The following is a 17,256-nucleotide window of genomic DNA, read 5'->3' as shown; positions in this document are numbered from 1 at the left end:
ATTGACGCCTTTGTCCGGCGCGGCGCACGATGGTTTTGTCCTTGTAAACCTCGATGAATCGCCCCGCGGATTTGACGACGCCGGTGAACAGGCCGCCGTCGTTGCCCCCGAAACGCACGGACCACACCCGCCGCTTCCGGTAGCGCCCCGAAATTTCGAGCTCGCGTTCAAACGATTGCGATGCGCCGGGATCCGCGTCCAGCCGGTTTGTTCCCTCCGCGGGGTCGGAGAGAAGATCGTAGAGGCGATCACCGAAATTCGCGCCGCCGATCGCAAATTCGGGCGACGCGATGTATTTCTCGTCGCCGCGAACGACCGCGATACGATCAGGTCCGCGCACCGTCGTTTCCATGAAGATCGGACGCCCGCGAAAGGCGGCGATCGCGCCGGCGTCGTCCTTTCCCCTTCGGATCAGAGGCAAAATCGATGCGCCGGGCAGCCCCTCGGGAATCTCAAATCCCGCCGCGTCGAAAAGGGTCGGCGCGATATCGACAATCGAAACGCGCTCCACGATACGCGCATGCGCGTCCTCGTGGCCGGGCGTCATGACCGCAAGCGGCACGCGCACCTGCTCGTCGTGCAGATCGGTTCCGTAACCGATGAGACCGTGCTCCATGAAGGCCATGCCGTGCGGCGAAGTAACGATGGTCGTCGCGGTGCGATCGAGGCGCCGTTCCTGAATGGTTTGATAGAGCGCGCCAAGCGCGGCGTCCGCCGCATTGATTTCCGCGTCGTAGAGCGCGATGACACCGCGGCGGTGCCGCTTCGCCTCCTCCTTTGGCCAGTCGTCGACGATGTCGAGCAGGTCCATCGGCCCGCCGCGATACGGCGGAAGATTCGGCGGATAAAATTTCGCCACGCGCTCCGGCGCCGGCGCGAACGGCGGCAGCGGATCGGAGAATTGAACGAACAGGAACACGCGGGAGGTCGCGTTGTTTTCGAGCCAGGCCGCCGCCTTTTCGGCCGCGGCGCTGCTGTCGCCGCCGGGCACAACGACGAAGCTGTCGAATCCCTGGCCGAAGCCGCGCTGCTTGGTGAGATACGGATTCGTGACGAAGGCCGCCGTCTTGAAACCCGCTTCGCGCAGCCGTTCGGCGATGAGCGTGACGCCCATTTTCGGAAACGTGTCATCGCGAACCGCGCCGTGATCCGCGGGATACAATCCCGAAAGCATCGACACGTAGGCGGGTAGCGTCCATGGCGCCGTGGTGTAGGCGTTCGCGAATCGGGCCGCCTTTCCGGCGATGAACGAGAACACCGGCGCGGTGCGTTCGGAGTAGCCGTACGCCGCGAGATGATCGGCGCGCAGCCCGTCGATCGAGATCAAAATCACGCTCGACGCGCTCTCCGCGCGGCTGCACGCGCTAGCCGCGAGCGCAAAAGTCAGTGCGAGCGCCGCGGCCGGCCGCCCCGCGCGAAATGCGAATCGACGTTTTCGCCTCATTCGAAACGCACGCCCATGGTTTCCATCTGGCGGCGCAATTCGTCGGGATCGACCCAGGTGATCTCGCCGCGGCGGTTGCGGTAGAGCGCGCGAAAGTCCTGCGATTGCGCGATGTTTTTCAGGATTTCGACCGGCGCGGCCTGCACGACACCGTAGTACACACCCTGGAAGTGGGACGGATTTTTCGCGAACGTCGGGGGAAAGTTGAGTTCGTCCTTGCGCCTTTCGTACAGCAGGTCCGGCGCGATGATTTGCGTCTGCAGGCCGCAGTTCAGGAGATACGCGCGATCCAGGTACTCCGGATGCATCGCCTTCAAGGCGGCGTCGAGCGCCACGTCCAGCCCGCGGCGGCAGGCATAAATGACGGGAGCCTCGGCGTCCGCCGGCAATTTCTCCTCGAGGAATGCGTGAATGTCTTCCATCGCGCGTTCGGTGCGCGCCGTCTTTTCCTTGGTGTGATAGGTGACGAGAAACGAGTTAACCGAAAAAAACAGGACCATCGCGCCAAGAAAAATCGACGCGACGACGCGGCGCGCGCGTCCCGCGCGCGGGTCATAGACGGCGGCGGTCAGGATCGCAAGGCCGATGCCCGGCAGGTAAAAAAAGCGCGGTGTCTGATAAAGCATGACGCGCTCGACCTTGACGACCATCGCCAGCGGCGCCGAGCAAACAAGTGTGAAAAGCAAGCCGAAGAACAGAAGTTGGTTGCGCGCGAAGAAATCGCGCCGCGCGTAAAGCAGGACGAACGCGAAAAGGACGCCGGCGGCGATCCACGGCGACGAGAAGATCCAGACGTAGTCGCCGAACGACGCGAGAAGCCGCACGATGTAACCGGGCGTCAGATCGACGCGTGCCTCGCCGGAATAGCCGCCCATCGAACCGAGCAGCGCGTATCGCCAGAACATGAAGACAGCCGCCGCGACGACATAGGGGATCGTCAATCCCGCGATACGGCGCGCGATCGGCGCCGTGAGCGTGCCGCGATAATGAAACATGAACGCGCCCGACAGGGCGAGCACGGCCGGCAATACGATCGTGATTTCCTTGCAAAAATATCCGTAGACGCCGACCACGAGCGAGATCATCAGATCGCCTCGGCGGTGAAAACGAAGGTAGCGAAGGAACGTGAGCAGCGACAGCAGGAAACACAGCGAACCAAGGACGTCGAATCGGTTGGAGAGCCACAGAATGCCGATCGCCGTCACCGGGCTGACCGCGAAAAGCAGCGCGGTCCACGCGGCGACGCCCTTGTTGCCGGTCAGGTGCTGCATCACCTGCATGACCAGGAAGACGCTGACGGCCAGAAGCCCGATGTTGACGGCGTAATAGACGGCGGGGTCGTTGCCCCCGATGAGCCAGTTCAGCTTCCAGAGCGGGAAGACGCCCGGGCGGAAAAACGCACCGAGCATGATGTCCTCGCCGAACGGGCGCAGAAGATTCGTGACGCGTGAAATCAGGTGCAGATGCAGGTAGTCGTCGAGGAAAAACCTCGCCTTGTAAATGTCCTTGTAGACGACGAGCGTCCATGCCACGACAAAGCCGGCGAACCAGAGGTTTCGGCGAAGGATCCGGCGTTCGGGATCCCTCCATTCGGGTGTGACGACGGTCGGCAACGGCTCTCCTTATCCCGGCCGCGCGAGGGCGCGGGGTGCGTATTTGTGACGATCGTTCCGGGGCAAGTCAAGGCGCGGCGGGCGACGCCTGAGCCCGCCCGGTACGAAGTCGAAAAATTGTCGCGGAAAAGGAGGAGGCTCGCGATTTTTTTTGCACTTTTTGCTAAACTCCGCCTCACAGGATGCCGATGACATGACCGGGTATTTCCACATACGGAGGCGTGCCGACGCCATCATGCGGACATTCGTCAAGGACCATTTCCGCAAGGCGCTCGTCGCGGCTTACTTCCTCCTTGCGCTCTGGTACCTCGCCTTCTCCGATTCCGGGCTTTACAAAGTGCACAGGCTCGAACAGGAAAAGGCGCGGCTGGACCAGGATATCGTCGCGCTCGAACGCGAGATCGGCGATCTCACGTGGCGCACCGAGCGGCTTCGCACGAGCGACGCGGCGATCGAGCAGGAAATCCGGCAGTCTCTTGGCATGGTTCACGCCGAGGAAACCGTCTTCCTGTTCACCCCCGCGCGCGAGGTCGATCCGGGGACGTCCTGATGGCCGCCGCCGGCCGTTTCGTTCGCCGCTACAACACCTTCATCGTGGCGATGGCGATTTTCGCCCTTTTGACGCTCCGCCAGTTCCAGCCCGACCTTATCCTGCGGCCCCGGGCGCATTCGAATTTCCGCATCTGGATCCTAGTGCTGCTACTGGCGTATCTCGTGCTTCGCCTGGGCGGCTTCCTCCGCTCGCGAACCGAAAAGCGGCCGCCCGAGTCCGAAGACGCGAATCTGTCGTTTCTCGAACAGGCGGACACCTCGTTTCTGATCCTCGCGGCGACCAACGTCATCGTGCAGCTTTCCGGCGATCTCCAGAATTATTTCTATCCGCTGAACTATCTGTTCCTCTCGCTTTTCGTCATCTATCTCGGCGCGCGGATCGCCCTTGTCTATGCCATGCTTTTGCCCGCCGTCGAGATGGTCGGCATGGTCATCGAGGGATCGCCCGCGCCCCTGATTTACACGCAGGGGATCCTTCACGGCGGGATGGGCGTCAGTTTTGTCGTCATCATCGGCCTGTTTTTGTTCACCGAGCGCCGCGCGCGCGATAAAGCGGTCAGCAAACTCGACCGCCTCATCGCCGATGCACGATCGCTTGGCGAGCCGACTTCCGACGAGCGCGTCGCGATTCTCAAGGAAACGGCCGACGAAACGGAGATCCGCCATGCGCGCCGGCTCGATGCGTCGATCGGCGATCTCATGGAAGTCACTCGCCTGGGATTGAACGCCGACGCGTGCGTGGCGCTATTCATCGACGAATACGGCGCCCTTCTTCGCGTCCGCGGCCTCGCGGGCCCGCCGGACGAGCTCGACGAGGACGCGATCGTGCCGCTCGAGGGCACGCTAGCCGGCGTCGCCATGAATCAGGATCGCGCGGTCATCGTCCGGCACATGCGGCGCAACGCCGGCGCACTCGAGTATCGCCGCAAAAGGACGCACGTGCGCTCGTGCGTTTTGCAGCCGGTGCGCGCCGGGGGCAAGGCCATCGGCGTCATCGTCGCGGACAGCGGCACGGAAGACGCTTTCGGCGCCGCTTCCGAAACGCTCATCGCCCGCGTCGCGCGTCTTCTCGCCGCGCAGTTCGAGGCCGCGCAGGACATGGCGGAGCTCGATCGCGAGCGCGCCGAATTCGCGGCGTATTACGACGTTGCCAAGCGATTCGCGACGACCAACAATCTGCAGGATGTCCTCGCCTTGATCTTCGAGGCGGGCCGCCGCGTTTTCCCTTACGACGGCGCGATCGTCACATTCTGGGATCCGGAAACGCGCAAGGGTTCCGTGGCCGCGGTTTCCGGACTGCCGGAGCGATGGGTCGGCGTCGAATTCGCCGCCCTGGAATCCTTGGCGGGCTGGGTGGTCGAATCGCAACGGCATCTTGCGTTTCACCGCGCGCGCGATATCAACCGCCCGGTGATTCATCCCGACTTCCGCCTCAAGGGTTACGAGAGCGTTTTGATTTTGCCGCTCACCTCGCGCGATCGCGTCATCGGCACCCTGACCTTCCTCTGGAAGGAGGAAGAGGCGTTTTCGGCTTACGATGAAAAGCTGCTCGAGGCTCTTGCCGTGCATGCCGCGACAAGCATCGACAGCGCGCGCGTTTACAAGCAACTCGCGCTGCTCGCGACGACCGACAGCCTGACGTCGCTTCCGAACCGCCGGCACTTCCGCTATCGGCTCGACACCGAGGTCGCACGCTTCCGCCGCACCGGCACGCCGGTCAGCCTTCTCCTTCTCGATATCGACAAGTTCAAGGGCATCAACGACCGCTACGGGCATCCCGTCGGCGACGTGGTGCTCAAGCGCATGGCCGAAGAGCTTTCAAACGCGATGCGCGACATCGATGTCGCCGCGCGGTACGGCGGCGAGGAATTCGCGCTCGTTCTGTCCAACACGCGCATCGCCGGCGCGCGCAAGTTCGCCGATCGGTTGCGCGAACGCATCGCGAAGATCCGGATCGACAACGAAAATGGCGCCTTTTCGATCACGATCAGCATCGGTATCGCCGGCATGCCCGAGGACGCGCGCGACGCACGTGCGCTCATCGACGCCGCGGACCGCGCGCTCTACCACTCGAAGGAGACCGGGCGAAACCGTGTGTCGTGGATCGGCGACGTACCCGACGCGCCCGCCTTGCCGCCGGCGAACGCCTCGAACGCCTGATCACCTACGCCGATATACCTATCCGCAGATTACGCAGATTACGCAGATTCGATTTTAGGTGTACCCGGATAGGAGCCGCGACCGTAAGGGAGCAGGTCCGCGAGGCTGGTGTACCCGGATACGAACCGCGCGTCTTCATTTCATCCTTCCCAGATCTTCCCGGGGTTCAGGATATTGTTCGGGTCGAGCGCGCGCTTGATCGCGCGGTGCGCGTTAACGACGCCGGGAGAAAGCTCGCGCGCAAAGTAGGGGCGCTTGGAAATGCCGACGCCGTGCTCGCCGGAGATCGTGCCGCGAAGCTTCCACGTCAACTCGAAAAGATCCTCGCGAAACGCATGCACGGCGTCCTTTTCGCCGGGCGTTTCCGGGTCATACAGGACGTTGACGTGCACGTTGCCGTCGCCCGCGTGGCCGTAACACACGGCGGAAAGCCCCCTCGCCTCCCCGATTTTCCTTGCGCCGAGAATCAGATCGGCGATCGCCGATAGCGGCACGGTGATGTCATCCGCGAGTTTTTTTGGCGCGGTGGCCGATAGCGATTCGCTCACCGCGCGACGCACGCTCCAGAGCCGCTCGCGCTGCGATTCGTCCATCGCCAGATGCGCCGTCGCGCCGGCTTGCTCCAACAGAACGCCGAGCCGCTCGATGTCATCCCGCACGTTTTCCTCGCGGCCGTCCACTTCGACGAGCAGGTAGGGCGCGGCGTACGGAAGCGAAATCCCCTTGACGCGCTCCACCGCGCGAACGCACGGCTCGTCGACCAACTCGAGCGCGGCGGGCAGAACATCGCTCTCCAGCACGCGCGCGACGCCGCCTAGCGCGGACGCGATATCGGCGAATGACGCGACGAGCGCGCGGTGCGCGTCAGGCTTGCGGACAAGGCGCAGCGTCAGGTCGCAAATCACGCCCAGCGTCCCCTCGCTGCCGACGAACAGATGTCGAAGATCGTAACCGACCGCCTGCTTGCGCGTGTCGCCGCCGACGCGGATCGCTTCGCCGTTCGCCAGCACGACCGTCATCGCCAGGACGTAATTGCCCGTCACGCCGTATTTGAGAGCGCGCAGGCCGCCGGCGTTTGTCGCCGCGTTTCCGCCGATGGAGCAGCTATCCGCGGACGCGGGATCCGGTGGATAAAAAAGACCCCGGGCCTCGACGAAGCGATGCAGATCGCCGGTGATGACGCCGGCCTCAGCCCCGACGGTCATGTCGCGCGGGTGGAAGTCGTGGATGCGCGTCATGCGCGACAAATCCAGGACGATGACGGGCGATTCCGGCACGGCGCCGCCGACGACGCCCGTGCCCGCGCCGCGCGGGATGACGGGCGTTTTCGCGTCGCGCGCGATCCCGACGACGCGCGCAACGTCGTCGATCGATCCGGCGCGCACGGCAAGAACCGGGGGCTGCCCTCGAAACTTCGCGTCCTCGGCGAAGGGAGCAAGTGCGTCGGGCGTCGTAAGGACGTTCGCGCCGCCAACCGCCTCGGCAAGACGATCACGAAGCAGCGTCACGTAAAAACTCCGCGAGATCGCGCGCAAGCTCCCGGGGGCGCTCCATCGTCACCATATGTCCGGCGCCGGGATACATCTTGAATTGCGCGCCCTCGACCGCCTCGGCCAGCGCGCGATTGCGCCCCGCGCTTGTCAGCATGTCCTTTTCGCCGACGAAAACCGCAAGCGGCGGTACAAGCGCGCCGACGCGTTCGTGGATGTCGAACTCGCCCGTCGCCCGGAAATCGTTGACGAGCGTGTCCGGATCGCACTCCCGCATGCCCGCCAGCATCGCGTCCACGACGTTTTCGTCAGCGCCCTTCGAAAAGGAAAATTCGCGCACGTAGGTGAGCGCCTGCTCGCGATCCGCGACAAACGCCTCCACGATCATCGGCGCGGTGGACAGGCGATACCCGCTCGCGACGGCGGCCACCTTGCCGACGCGGTCGGGAAAATCGAGCGCGAGTGTCAGCGCGATTGCGCCGCCCATCGAATGGCCAACGAGATCGACGCGGTCCATCCCTCGCGCGTCGAGAAATTCCAGTAGAGACGCGGCGTATCCGGCAATCGTGCGTTGCCCGGGCAGGCGCGATTCGCCGTGGCCGGGAAGATCGAGAAACTCGATCGGCCTGTCCGGCAGGTTTTCGGCGAGATGCCGCGAGAGCGTCAGCCATGCGAGCTTGTTTCCGCCCGCGCCGTGCAGAAGAAGGATCGGCCGCCCGCTCGCTTCCGCGTTGCGCACGCGCGAAGCAATGCCGGTCGCCTCCTCGAATCGTCTGGTCAATTCCGTCATGGACCGAACACGTAAACGCGCCGCGAGAGCGGCGGAATGGTATCGGCGATCGCCCCGCCCGACGCTTTCAATTCGCGGTCCTCAAAGCGGATTTCCACGGTCTTGCCCGCGGCCAAACCGGGAATCTCGAAGCGAGCCTGGATCGGTTTGGCCGTGACATTTTGCGCGATGAGGGCGTGCGTCCCATCGGGACGTTTTCGCAGGGTGAAATGCACGCCGCCGTCGTTGAGTTTGACGCCGCCGGGCGCGCCGGTGCGGGCGATTTCCTCCGCGGGCGGTACGAGAAACGGCATCAGCCCGTTTTCCCTGTTGGTGATTTCCGTTGCGAATTGCTTGATTCCGGCGAAGGGCATCGGCATGTCGGCAGGATCGATGTACGTACCTTCCTTGTCGATGAAGTAAATCACCCCGTGAGCGCCGTGCGTGATGGACAGATACCCCTGTGCGACGACCTCGAGCGCGGCGAGCTGCCGTTTGGTCTTGTCGAAATTCGCCCCGTCGTGCGCCTCGACGATGGCGTAGCGCCCCTTGCGTTCGCCCACCTGCTCGCGAAGATCGTCCAGACGCTGGGCGATCTCGATGATCGGCCGGCCGGCGCCAAGCGGATAGACATCGAACGCGGCGATGTCGAAACCGTGCTCATAAAGGCGATAAACGTCCGGTTTCCACGCCTGGAAGTTGACAAGGATCGGCGTCGCCCTGTCGTGTTCGCGAATACTTCTGGCGAGCTCGCCGACGAACTCCGGCGGTTCACCCCACGTTGCGTCATCGTGATCCGGCTCGTCGACGGGATACCACAGTCGATTGGCCGGTTCGTCCTTGTACGCACGCACGACCGACTCGAGCGTGGCGAGCATGTCGTATTCGCCCTTGTACGCCTTTTGCAGCCACCACGCACGCGTATCGGTGAAAAACTGCGCGCTGCATCCGATGTTCGCCTCGCGGCAAAATGAAACCCAGTCGGGAAACCCGAATCGCGCGCGGTCGGCAAAGCGTTCGTCAGCGTAGAGGCCCTTCTTCGATTTCAGCCACTCCAGCTCCCACGATTGCAAGTCGATGTGATTGACGCCCGCGGCGGCATACGCCTTCCACGAGCCCACGCGCATGCCCTTGACCATCACGCCGACGACGAACGTGGGCTCGCCGTCGGCCCGGAATTTCATGTGCGTCGGGAACGCGCCAAGATCGGTCCCCGGCGGCGCGGGCCAGTAGCCGTCCGTATCGTGCGGCGGCGCGAAGCCGCCGTGATTGAGCAGCCGGATCCAGTCGATATACAAAAACCCGCGCATGCCGCCGTAGTCGCTCTCGGCGATGCGAAAATTGTAGAAACCGCCCTTTTCCGGCAGATCGCCGCGCTCGATCGCCAGCACCGCGGTCTTCCACCGGTGATCGAAAGCGCCGCCGATCTCGCCGATTTTCTTCTTGCCGATCGTGCCCTTCGTATAGATGCCGACCGGCGCCAGCAAGTTGTCCTTGTAGCGGATCGCAAGCGTGGCGCGCTCATCGATGCCGGTCTGGAACGCGCGCACGCGGAACGCGCCGTCGTGATGGTGCTGCAAGAGGCGCGCGTTGGTGTAGCCGGACGGATCCACCGGTTTGGTGGCCCAGTAGAATCGCTCCGCGTTTTCCCAGATCGCGAATCCGCCGTCCGCGTCCGAACCCCAGAACCAGGGGCTGTCGGGATCGATGTGGATCGGTTGTCCGGCGCTGAAATCGTCGCCCGTGCCGAAATCCGCAAAACGCTCCTCGGGCTCGGCGTGCGCCGCGCCCGTACAGCCGCAAAGGATGGAAAGAAAAACGGCCATCATCGCGATTCGCATGAGAAAACGCTCCGGGGAAATCAGGCTCGTCATGATAGCGGCGGCCCCGCGCGCTCCGCAACCGCGCGAGCGCCTTTGTGTTCGAGTCGCGCTTTGTTAGACTAGCCGCCGCGCCAATCCCGGCGCACGGGAGTCGAATTCCTTGCTTCGCGTTCTTCTTGAGCTTCGGGACAATCAGGCGGCCTGGCTGGCCGGCTTCCTGTTCACGTTTTTCTGGATGTTTTTCGTCCAGCGCCGATCCTTCCGCACGACGCGCGATCTCGTGATCGCGTGCGTCATCCTTCTGGCCGGAACCGCGGGCATCGGATGGCTCGCCTACATGCTGGCGTATGCAAACAAGATTTTCGGGGGCGACGCCGGCGTTGACTGGGATCTTGCGCTCTCGTTTTTCACCGGCGGCCGGGGGATATACCCCATACGCAGTTACGGCATCGCCATGGCGTCGGCGTTCGGCATCTGCATTCCGCTGATGTACCGGCGCGCGCCCAAGGAAGGGTTGTCGCAGGACACCACCGTCAACGTGGCGCTTCTGACGATCGTCGGCACGCTGGTCGGCGGCCGGGTGCTTTTCGTTATCACGCAGTGGGAAAAATATACCAACGACCTTTTGGGACTGATCCGTTTTTGGGAAGGCGGCCTGGTTTTTTACGGCGGCGCCATCGGCGCGGCGATCGCCACCGGGATCTACCTGAAGTTCGTCCGCAAGGAAGGCTTTTTGCGTTATGGCGATCTCGTTTCGCCATACACGGGTCTTGGCCTTGCGATCCATCGGGGCTTCGGGTGCTTTTTGAACGGCTGCTGCTACGGAGGGCCGACAAACGCCGCGTGGGGCGTGCATTTCCCGCTCGATCACCCCGGCACGAAATTTTTCGGCGCGGAGGTCTATCTGCATCCGTCGCAGCTCTACGAGGCCATCAACGGTCTCCTGATATTCGGTGTGTTGATGGCGTTCCGCTCGCGGCGCAAATACGTCGGTCAGAGCTGGGCGATCATGATGATGATGTACGCCTTCAATCGCTACCTCGTCGAAATGACGCGCGGCGATCTGCTGCGCGGCACCGTGGGCGTCTTGTCCACGAGCCAGTTCATCAGCATCGTCATCTTCGCGTTAGGCGCGGTGCTATTGGCCTTTTGCCATGTCCGCAAGATCCCGGCAGTCACGGAAGCGCCCGTCCCGGCCGCGGCTCGTGCGGCCGCGTCGCGCGCCTGATGGCGGTCACCTACGAGCAGGCCGTCGGAGCCGCCCGGAAAAAGGCCGAGGAAGCCAACTGGGGATCCCCGTTCCGCTATCGCCTGACGCGCATGATCCCCGAGGCGGTCCGACGTCATTGCCCGCCGGTCGCCGACGTGCTCGATGTCGGTTGCGGTTCCGGCCGTTACTCCCACTTTTTCGTCGAGGCGGGCATTTCGGGGACATACACGGGCGTCGATATCGAGCCGCACACGCTCGACGGTTTCGAGCTTGAAAACCGGTTCGCGGCGCGCATCCTCGCCCTGGACGCGCACAAGATCGGCGAGCTGCCCGACCGATTCGACTTCGTCCTTTCGGTGACCGCGTGGGAGCATTTCGAGGACGACCAGACCGTCACGAACGGCGTCGCGAAGATCATGAATCCTGGCGCGAAGGCGCTCATCGCGATTCCCTCGCACTATTCCTATCCGCTCTACGGCAAGCACGGATTTCGCCGCTACGGCCCCGGCCGCATCCGTGAGATGGGACGGCAGGCGGGGCTTGAAACCGTGAAGTGCGCGAAGGTTTGCGGCGCGGCGAGCTGGCTGTTTCACTTCCTGTGGTTTATTCCCGCGCATGCGATCCGCCTTGGCGGCAAGACCCTTCTCTATCTTATCCACGGGATGAACCGCGAGCGCGCGCGGGCGCGGCATGCGCGACTTGCGAACTGGCTCGACCACATGGGGGAGCATCACGTACGCCACCCCGCGGGCCGCGCGATCCACCACGCGTTGCTCGCCGCCTCGGACGCCGTGGACCGCGTTCTGCCGTTTTTCGAGGTGGGGTATCTGGTCGTTTACCGCAAGCCCGGCGCCGCCGCGGAAAATACCCCGAAAAACGCCTCCGAAGGCGCGCCGCGCGGTTGACGTCAACGCAACGATTCCGGTAAGTTAAGCGCCGCTTTCCCGCGACGTTTCCGGCGGATTCGTGACCGAGGGCGTCGTGGGCGCTCGACCCATCCGAAATTGAATCGAAAGGAACGAGCCGACGTGCCCATGAATGCTCTTGCGCGCGCCCGTCGCGCCATGCGACGCGCGATGATGATCGTCATGGCGGTCTCGTTGACGGCGTCGGCCGCCCTGGCCCAGGACGTGGAAGACAACCTTTCCGCGAGCCGACACGTTTACGACAAGAATCTTCACTACTTCCAGCCGCCCACCGACGGCTCCGGGCTCATCCTGGCGTGGGGTTCCGAGCCGATCGGGCACATCGGCTTCCACATCGGCGCGCTCGCGGATTACGCCCATCGGCCGATGGAATACACCGATCCGCAAGACGTGACGCACACGGTCATTTACAATCAGACCGGCGTGAACGCGATGTTCGGCGTCGGGCTCTGGGACGCCCTGAACATCTCCGGCTCCTACGTTTTCATCCCGAACCGCAGCTTCAACCAGACCTACCAGGAAATCTACAAGTGGGGTGACAGCGGCACCGGGGACGCGCGCGCGTCCGTCAAAGGCATCATCACGAACCGCCGCACGGACGGGATCGGCATTGCCGTGCTCGCGGAAGCGGGACTCGGCAATGGTGACGAGATTGCGTTCATTTCCGACGAGCAGATGACGGTCATGCCACGCGTCATCTTCGATTTCGGAAACGAGTGGTACACCTACGTCCTGAACCTCGGCTACAAGATTTATCCCGACGGCATCGACGGCGGCCTGTTCGACATTCCGTCCGGCGACGAATACCTCGCCAATACCGGCTTGACATTCCGCGTCTTGTGGGGGCTGGAATTCGTCGGCGAACTCGCCTGGCGGATGTATTCCGGCGAGTCCGACCTTTCACGCTCCTACACCGAAGCGCTAGGCGCGCTGCGTTCGACGTGGTTCACCGACAATCCGGTGCGCCTCACGTTTGGCGCCTCAAGCGGCCTGACCGATGCCGTCGGCACCCCGATCTTCCGCGTATTCGGCGGCTTCAACTTCTTCTTCCGCGAGCTCGGACTTCCCTGAAACGGCTGGTTTGATCAAATCCTGACGGGGGCGGATAACCCGACGCCACCCCCGAGGCGAGCCGGTGTGGAGGAAACGCACGGGCGCCGGAGCCGTAATGGGTCCAATTCGTCCATCATGTCCATGGCGTTCATGACGTCCATGAAACTATTCGTCTATTGGACGATGCAGCACGCGCGAGCGGACGTATCGCCGTCCGGCAAAGCACGCTGTCGCCGCTGCAAATGAAAACCCTCCCGGCGGCTTGCCAGGAGGGCCGTGTTCTCCGAAATCGCTGGTTCGCCTACGGCGTGCCGAGGAGCGACGGCAACTCGTCTTCGCCTTCCACGTGGCCGGCGCCCTCTTCGCGCACTTTCCACTTCACGGCGGGATTGATCTGCTCTTCCTTGATCAGGTTCGATACCGCCAGATTGACCTGGAAGATCGTGCCGTAGCGCGCGCGATGATCGGCAATGAGGCCGAGCTGCGGTTTGTCGAAACCGGCCATCTCCTTGACCTTCAGGATCTTCTTTTGAATCTCCTTGTGCGCCTCGGCCTTTTCGCTTTCCAGAAATTCTTCCTTGCCTTTCGTGGGATCGGCGTACATCGCGTATTCCTCCTCGCTTTCGAGGGCATCCCAGCCCTTGGCGAGGGTATCGCGACCGACCTTGGCGACGAGCGAAATCACCGTCGACTTGTGGTCGATGAGGACCGTGATGAGTTGAAGGTCCTCGTCCTTTTGCGCGGCCTTGATCTTTTCGTCCACCTTCGGCGGGACGATCATGTCCTTCTCGAGCTTAAAGACGATGAGCGTCTGCGCGATGATGAAGAAGAACAGCAGGATGAAAATCAGGTCCTGGAGGTTGAGTTCTTCGTCTTCGACGAGCTTCGGCATGTCGCGGACCGTCCTAGGAGTACATGACTTCGCGCGGGATCTCGGCCACTTCGTCAGCGAAGCGCGAGGCGCGAATGGTGATGTGATGGCGCATGATGGAGCCGACGACCTTGATCGCGACGCCCCAGAGGCTCGTGATGATGGCGATCTGGATCGCCGACTGAAGCTTCGCGAAATCCTCCGGCGTCATCTGACCGGCCACCTGCATCGCGACGCCGGAATCGTAAAACGCCTTGATGAGGCCAAGCAGCGTGCCCAGGAAGCCGAGAATCGGAGCCACGTTCGACATCAGCGTGATCGTGTTGATTTGGTCGGCGAAACGCCCGGAGATGTTGTCGACCTTGGCGCGGAAGTATTGCTCGAGCACGAACGGCTGCTCGAGCGCCGTCGGAATGAGCGAGGCCACGATCTCCGATAGATAGTTCGGATACTTGTGGACGATGCCGTGCGATTTTTCCTTGAACGCGTAAAAGTCGCCGCGAAGGTTCGGATCCTTCAGCAGCTTGACGAGCTGCTCTCGCTGCTCGCCATTGTAGTAATAGACGCGCGCGACCTTGAACATGTTGACGTACGCGTAGTTCACGATCATCACGATCATCGTCGCGTACAAAAGGAAGTTCGTGACGTAGCCAAGCATCTTGACCGCGGGCGTCAGCTTGGCCGACAACCAGTCGGAGTCCAGCAGCGCCTGATTGAAGATGCTGAAAACCAGAAACCCGGCCAGCAGGATGATGATCAGCCACGTGTTGGCCTGCTGGAAGCGTTGTTTCATGCGCGTCGTATCGGGATTCATTGACCCTCCGCGGAACCCATTTGTTTGCGTTATTGGCCGCTCATTCGAGCGGGAAATCGACATCCTCGCCCAGTTCGCCGGCGGCGGCCTGGTCTTCGTCCCGTTCCTGGGCTCGCTGCATCGCCTTTTTCATCTCGGCCTCGAAAACCTGGACATCCGGAATGGCGTAGAGCGCCACGCCGTCTTGCAGCGTTTCGATGATGAAGTTGTTTTCGCTCAGGTTGCGCGACACGCGCAGCGGCACGGTGAACGCGCTCGACACCAGGGACTGCAATTCGTAATCGCCCGGCTCGAGATAGATCGAGAAGGTGTTCGGGCGGCGTTCGCGCTGCGTTTCGTCGGTCATGATGTAGCGCTTCATGCCTTGCACGAAATCGCGTTTTGCGACTTCGAGGGAATACGGCGAAACGCGCCGGCCTTTCGGCACGAAGGCAATTTCGTCCGTATTCATTTTGTCGATGACGGTCTGCGCGACGCGCTTGCCGTAAAAGGTGACGCGCGTCGTCGAGCTGTTTCCCCAGTAGCCGCGGCTCGCGGAGATCCACTCGGACAGCGGGCGGTTGTCGCGGCTGTGATCGAGGCTCACGGAGATCCCCATGACCTGGTCGTAAATGCCCTTGGCCTTGTTGAAGTAATCCGTCGCCGCGGAGCCGAAGCCCTCGTATCCCTTGGCGATCCCCAGAAGCGCATAAGAGACCGCGATCTGCGGCGCCTCCGGCACCGACTCCTTGCCGACGGTGACGTCGGAGGTCGTGCCGATGCGGCCGAAGTCGGCGAGATCGGTCATCTCCGCCTGCTGATAGGTGAGCGGAAACTCGACGCGCTCCCAGATAATGTATTCGATGTCCTCGACGAGGTCGCGGCGCTCCCACGGATCGCGAGCGCGCTTGATTTCCTCGACGTTGCGAATGATGTCGTTCTGGAGCCACTTCATGTACGCGATCTTGATCGGATCGAGCTGCGTGGTGGGCGCGGTGCTGACCGCGTCCGCGGTGACGGGCTCTTCCTGAGCCATCGCCAGCGAGGCGGCAAGCGCGATGACGAGCGCGGCGGCAAGCCCGAAGACAGCCCTGGATCGATTCGTTTTCATGCTCATTCCTTCCGGCCCGTTATTGCGGGCACGTCGCGCCGAATTTGTTTTCCATCGCCTTGGCCTCGACCTTCTGCCCGAACCCGTCGAGGTAGTTCCAGTAGGCGTTGAAAACCTTGCAGAAGTTCGCATCGCCCGGCGGGGGCATCTTGCCGCCATACTGGCGAAGCACGAATTTCATCGCACGAGACCCGCCCGCAAGCGCCATTTCCTTGTATTTCCGGTACTCAAGTTCACTGTGGATGCTCTGCGCGGCCAGTTCCTTGGCCGATTCGGCGAAGATCAGGAGCACCTCGCTTTTGTTCTCCCAGTCGAAGCCCGCGTCGAGCGTGTACTGGCGCTGCGAGATGACGCCGCGGTAATCCTTGGCGAGATACAGATTGTAGATGAGGCCGGTCAGTGTGTGGCCGTAGGACTCCTGAAGGCCGGCGGTGATCTCCGGATTCGGCTCGTCGTAGCGATAGAAGGCCTTGCCGAGTTCCGGGCGCACCTGGTTGACGACCTGCATGAAACGCAGTCCGCGCCGCGCGTGCAGGAAGCCCTTTTTGTAGAACTCGATCAGTGTGCCGGTGTTTTCCGAACGGAACCGGCTGCAGATCATGGCGATATCGAGATCGAGGGAGGCCTTGGCCTTGGGCGTATCGGCGCGGTTGCGACCTTCGTCGTAATAATAGATGGCCTTGCGGAAGTGGTTTTCCGTATTGGCATCCGAGCCGTATAGCTCCGATTCGCGATTGCCCTTGTATTTGTACATGCCGACCATGACGCTGTTGTCGTAGTAGGTCAGCTTCTGCAACTCGACCATCCATTCCTTGAGCAGCGTCAGGTTCTGGACGCGAACGTCGTTTTCGCCCTGGGCGGGATCGATCTCGACGAAGCGGTCGGTCAGCATGCGAAGGCGCGCGCCGAGCCAGCGTTGCCGGCCGCGATTGCCTTCGTTCTTGAAGACGCGGTCGATGATCAGGTCAACGAAGCCGGGGTCGTCGCCGCCGGGCGTCCCGATCGCCCAGATGATGATCTGGTCGGAAACCGCGGGGCTGAAATTTTCCATGGCGTGTTGTTGCACGATGGCGTCCCACATCTCGCGGACGGCCCGCTTTTCTTCCTCCTGCTTTTCGATATCCGACGGAACCTGATCGAGCGACAGCAGGCGGCTCTTGCCCAGATCGAACGAAGCGACCTGGTCGTAGCGAGACTTGAGCGACGATTCGAGATCGGACATCGCGCCGGCCAGCGGCGCCGCCGCGGTACGGTTTTCGGAATAGACCTTCATCTTCGCGGTGCCGCAGGCCTGAAGGATCTCGTCGCGATTGGGATGCGCCATGATCTTGAGCTCGTTTTGCTCGCACATCGAAATCAATTGCTGGTACTGCGCCGCCGTCAGCATCGAGGTGAAGCGGCTGGCGTCGAGGCCCGCGCCGCCTCCGGATCCGAATTCGGG

The 17,256-nt window shown here is 62.6% G+C and carries 14 protein-coding genes; 5 read left to right on the top strand and 9 right to left on the bottom strand.

Features of this window, described 5'->3' with window-relative positions; genetic code table 11:
- Both K8I61_02085 and K8I61_02080 read right to left on the bottom strand, forming a co-directional pair.
- A partial coding sequence (locus tag K8I61_02085; protein MBZ0270797.1) for a sulfatase occupies nucleotides 1-1,333 on the bottom strand: 1,333 nt, incomplete at its 3' end.
- Nucleotides 1,334-1,440: 107 nt separating this feature from the next.
- Nucleotides 1,441-3,057, bottom strand: a complete 1,617-nt coding sequence (locus K8I61_02080; protein ID MBZ0270796.1) for a glycosyltransferase family 39 protein — start codon at nucleotides 3,055-3,057, stop codon at nucleotides 1,441-1,443.
- A gap of 235 nt (nucleotides 3,058-3,292) precedes the next feature.
- On the opposite strand from K8I61_02080, the gene K8I61_02075 reads away from it, so the two are divergent.
- The gene (locus tag K8I61_02075; GenBank protein MBZ0270795.1) at nucleotides 3,293-3,607 is read left to right on the top strand and encodes a septum formation initiator family protein; all 315 of its coding nucleotides are present in this window, start codon (nucleotides 3,293-3,295) and stop codon (nucleotides 3,605-3,607) included.
- Complete coding sequence (locus tag K8I61_02070; GenBank protein MBZ0270794.1) at nucleotides 3,607-5,769, top strand: diguanylate cyclase; 2,163 nt, start codon at nucleotides 3,607-3,609, stop codon at nucleotides 5,767-5,769. The genes K8I61_02075 and K8I61_02070 overlap by 1 nt, the downstream gene beginning before the upstream one ends.
- Before the next feature lie 140 nt (nucleotides 5,770-5,909).
- On the opposite strand, the gene K8I61_02065 is transcribed toward K8I61_02070, so the two are convergent.
- Genes K8I61_02065 through K8I61_02055 form a run of 3 tightly spaced genes read right to left on the bottom strand, consistent with a single transcriptional unit; the run spans nucleotide 5,910 to nucleotide 9,869 of the window.
- Entirely contained in the window at nucleotides 5,910-7,277 is a 1,368-nt protein-coding gene (locus tag K8I61_02065) for an FAD-binding protein (protein MBZ0270793.1), read from the bottom strand.
- Nucleotides 7,261-8,049 carry an alpha/beta fold hydrolase gene (locus K8I61_02060; GenBank protein ID MBZ0270792.1) on the bottom strand — a complete coding sequence of 263 codons (789 nt, stop codon included), beginning with the start codon at nucleotides 8,047-8,049 and terminating at the stop codon, nucleotides 7,261-7,263. Before K8I61_02060 ends, K8I61_02065 begins: the two co-directional genes overlap by 17 nt.
- The gene (locus K8I61_02055) at nucleotides 8,046-9,869 is read right to left on the bottom strand and encodes a hypothetical protein (GenBank protein MBZ0270791.1); all 1,824 of its coding nucleotides are present in this window, start codon (nucleotides 9,867-9,869) and stop codon (nucleotides 8,046-8,048) included. The genes K8I61_02060 and K8I61_02055 overlap by 4 nt, the downstream gene beginning before the upstream one ends.
- Nucleotides 9,870-10,011: 142 nt before the next feature.
- Between K8I61_02055 and K8I61_02050 the strand changes: the two genes are divergently transcribed.
- The 3 genes from K8I61_02050 to K8I61_02040 all read left to right on the top strand — a co-directional run bounded on the left by K8I61_02050 (nucleotide 10,012) and on the right by K8I61_02040 (nucleotide 13,058).
- Nucleotides 10,012-11,079 (top strand): prolipoprotein diacylglyceryl transferase, encoded by a 1,068-nt coding sequence (locus tag K8I61_02050; protein MBZ0270790.1) that lies wholly within the window; start codon nucleotides 10,012-10,014, stop codon nucleotides 11,077-11,079.
- The gene (locus K8I61_02045) at nucleotides 11,079-11,966 is read left to right on the top strand and encodes a class I SAM-dependent methyltransferase (GenBank protein MBZ0270789.1); all 888 of its coding nucleotides are present in this window, start codon (nucleotides 11,079-11,081) and stop codon (nucleotides 11,964-11,966) included. The genes K8I61_02050 and K8I61_02045 overlap by 1 nt, the downstream gene beginning before the upstream one ends.
- Before the next feature lie 171 nt (nucleotides 11,967-12,137).
- Complete coding sequence (locus K8I61_02040; GenBank protein MBZ0270788.1) at nucleotides 12,138-13,058, top strand: hypothetical protein; 921 nt, start codon at nucleotides 12,138-12,140, stop codon at nucleotides 13,056-13,058.
- A gap of 283 nt (nucleotides 13,059-13,341) precedes the next feature.
- On the opposite strand, the gene K8I61_02035 is transcribed toward K8I61_02040, so the two are convergent.
- The 4 genes from K8I61_02035 to K8I61_02020 all read right to left on the bottom strand — a co-directional run.
- Nucleotides 13,342-13,932, bottom strand: a complete 591-nt coding sequence (locus tag K8I61_02035; protein MBZ0270787.1) for a hypothetical protein — start codon at nucleotides 13,930-13,932, stop codon at nucleotides 13,342-13,344.
- 13 nt (nucleotides 13,933-13,945) lie between these two features.
- Nucleotides 13,946-14,725, bottom strand: a complete 780-nt coding sequence (locus K8I61_02030) for a MotA/TolQ/ExbB proton channel family protein (GenBank protein ID MBZ0270786.1) — start codon at nucleotides 14,723-14,725, stop codon at nucleotides 13,946-13,948.
- Nucleotides 14,726-14,765: 40 nt separating this feature from the next.
- A complete protein-coding gene (locus K8I61_02025) occupies nucleotides 14,766-15,815 on the bottom strand; it encodes a hypothetical protein (GenBank protein MBZ0270785.1) in 1,050 nt (349 codons plus the stop codon).
- Nucleotides 15,816-15,834: 19 nt separating this feature from the next.
- A partial coding sequence (locus K8I61_02020; GenBank protein MBZ0270784.1) for a hypothetical protein occupies nucleotides 15,835-17,256 on the bottom strand: 1,422 nt, incomplete at its 5' end.

The organism is bacterium (genome assembly GCA_019912885.1).
Lineage (GTDB): Bacteria > Lernaellota > Lernaellaia > JACKCT01 > JACKCT01 > JAIOHV01.
The sequence above is the reverse complement of the archived record's forward strand: the minus strand, read 5'-3'. Positions and strand labels throughout refer to the sequence as shown.

What these genes read in the sequence shown, in the direction of transcription:
- K8I61_02045 (MBZ0270789.1), top strand. Translation starts at nt 11,079, where the DNA reads ATGGCGGTCACCTACGAGCAGGCCGTCGGAGCCGCCCGGAAAAAGGCC.
- K8I61_02035 (MBZ0270787.1), bottom strand. Translation starts at nt 13,932, where the DNA reads ATGCCGAAGCTCGTCGAAGACGAAGAACTCAACCTCCAGGACCTGATT.
- K8I61_02075 (MBZ0270795.1), top strand. Translation starts at nt 3,293, where the DNA reads ATGCGGACATTCGTCAAGGACCATTTCCGCAAGGCGCTCGTCGCGGCT.
- K8I61_02055 (MBZ0270791.1), bottom strand. Translation starts at nt 9,869, where the DNA reads ATGCGAATCGCGATGATGGCCGTTTTTCTTTCCATCCTTTGCGGCTGT.
- K8I61_02070 (MBZ0270794.1), top strand. Translation starts at nt 3,607, where the DNA reads ATGGCCGCCGCCGGCCGTTTCGTTCGCCGCTACAACACCTTCATCGTG.
- K8I61_02025 (MBZ0270785.1), bottom strand. Translation starts at nt 15,815, where the DNA reads ATGAAAACGAATCGATCCAGGGCTGTCTTCGGGCTTGCCGCCGCGCTC.
- K8I61_02030 (MBZ0270786.1), bottom strand. Translation starts at nt 14,725, where the DNA reads ATGAATCCCGATACGACGCGCATGAAACAACGCTTCCAGCAGGCCAAC.
- K8I61_02060 (MBZ0270792.1), bottom strand. Translation starts at nt 8,049, where the DNA reads ATGACGGAATTGACCAGACGATTCGAGGAGGCGACCGGCATTGCTTCG.
- K8I61_02040 (MBZ0270788.1), top strand. Translation starts at nt 12,138, where the DNA reads ATGATGATCGTCATGGCGGTCTCGTTGACGGCGTCGGCCGCCCTGGCC.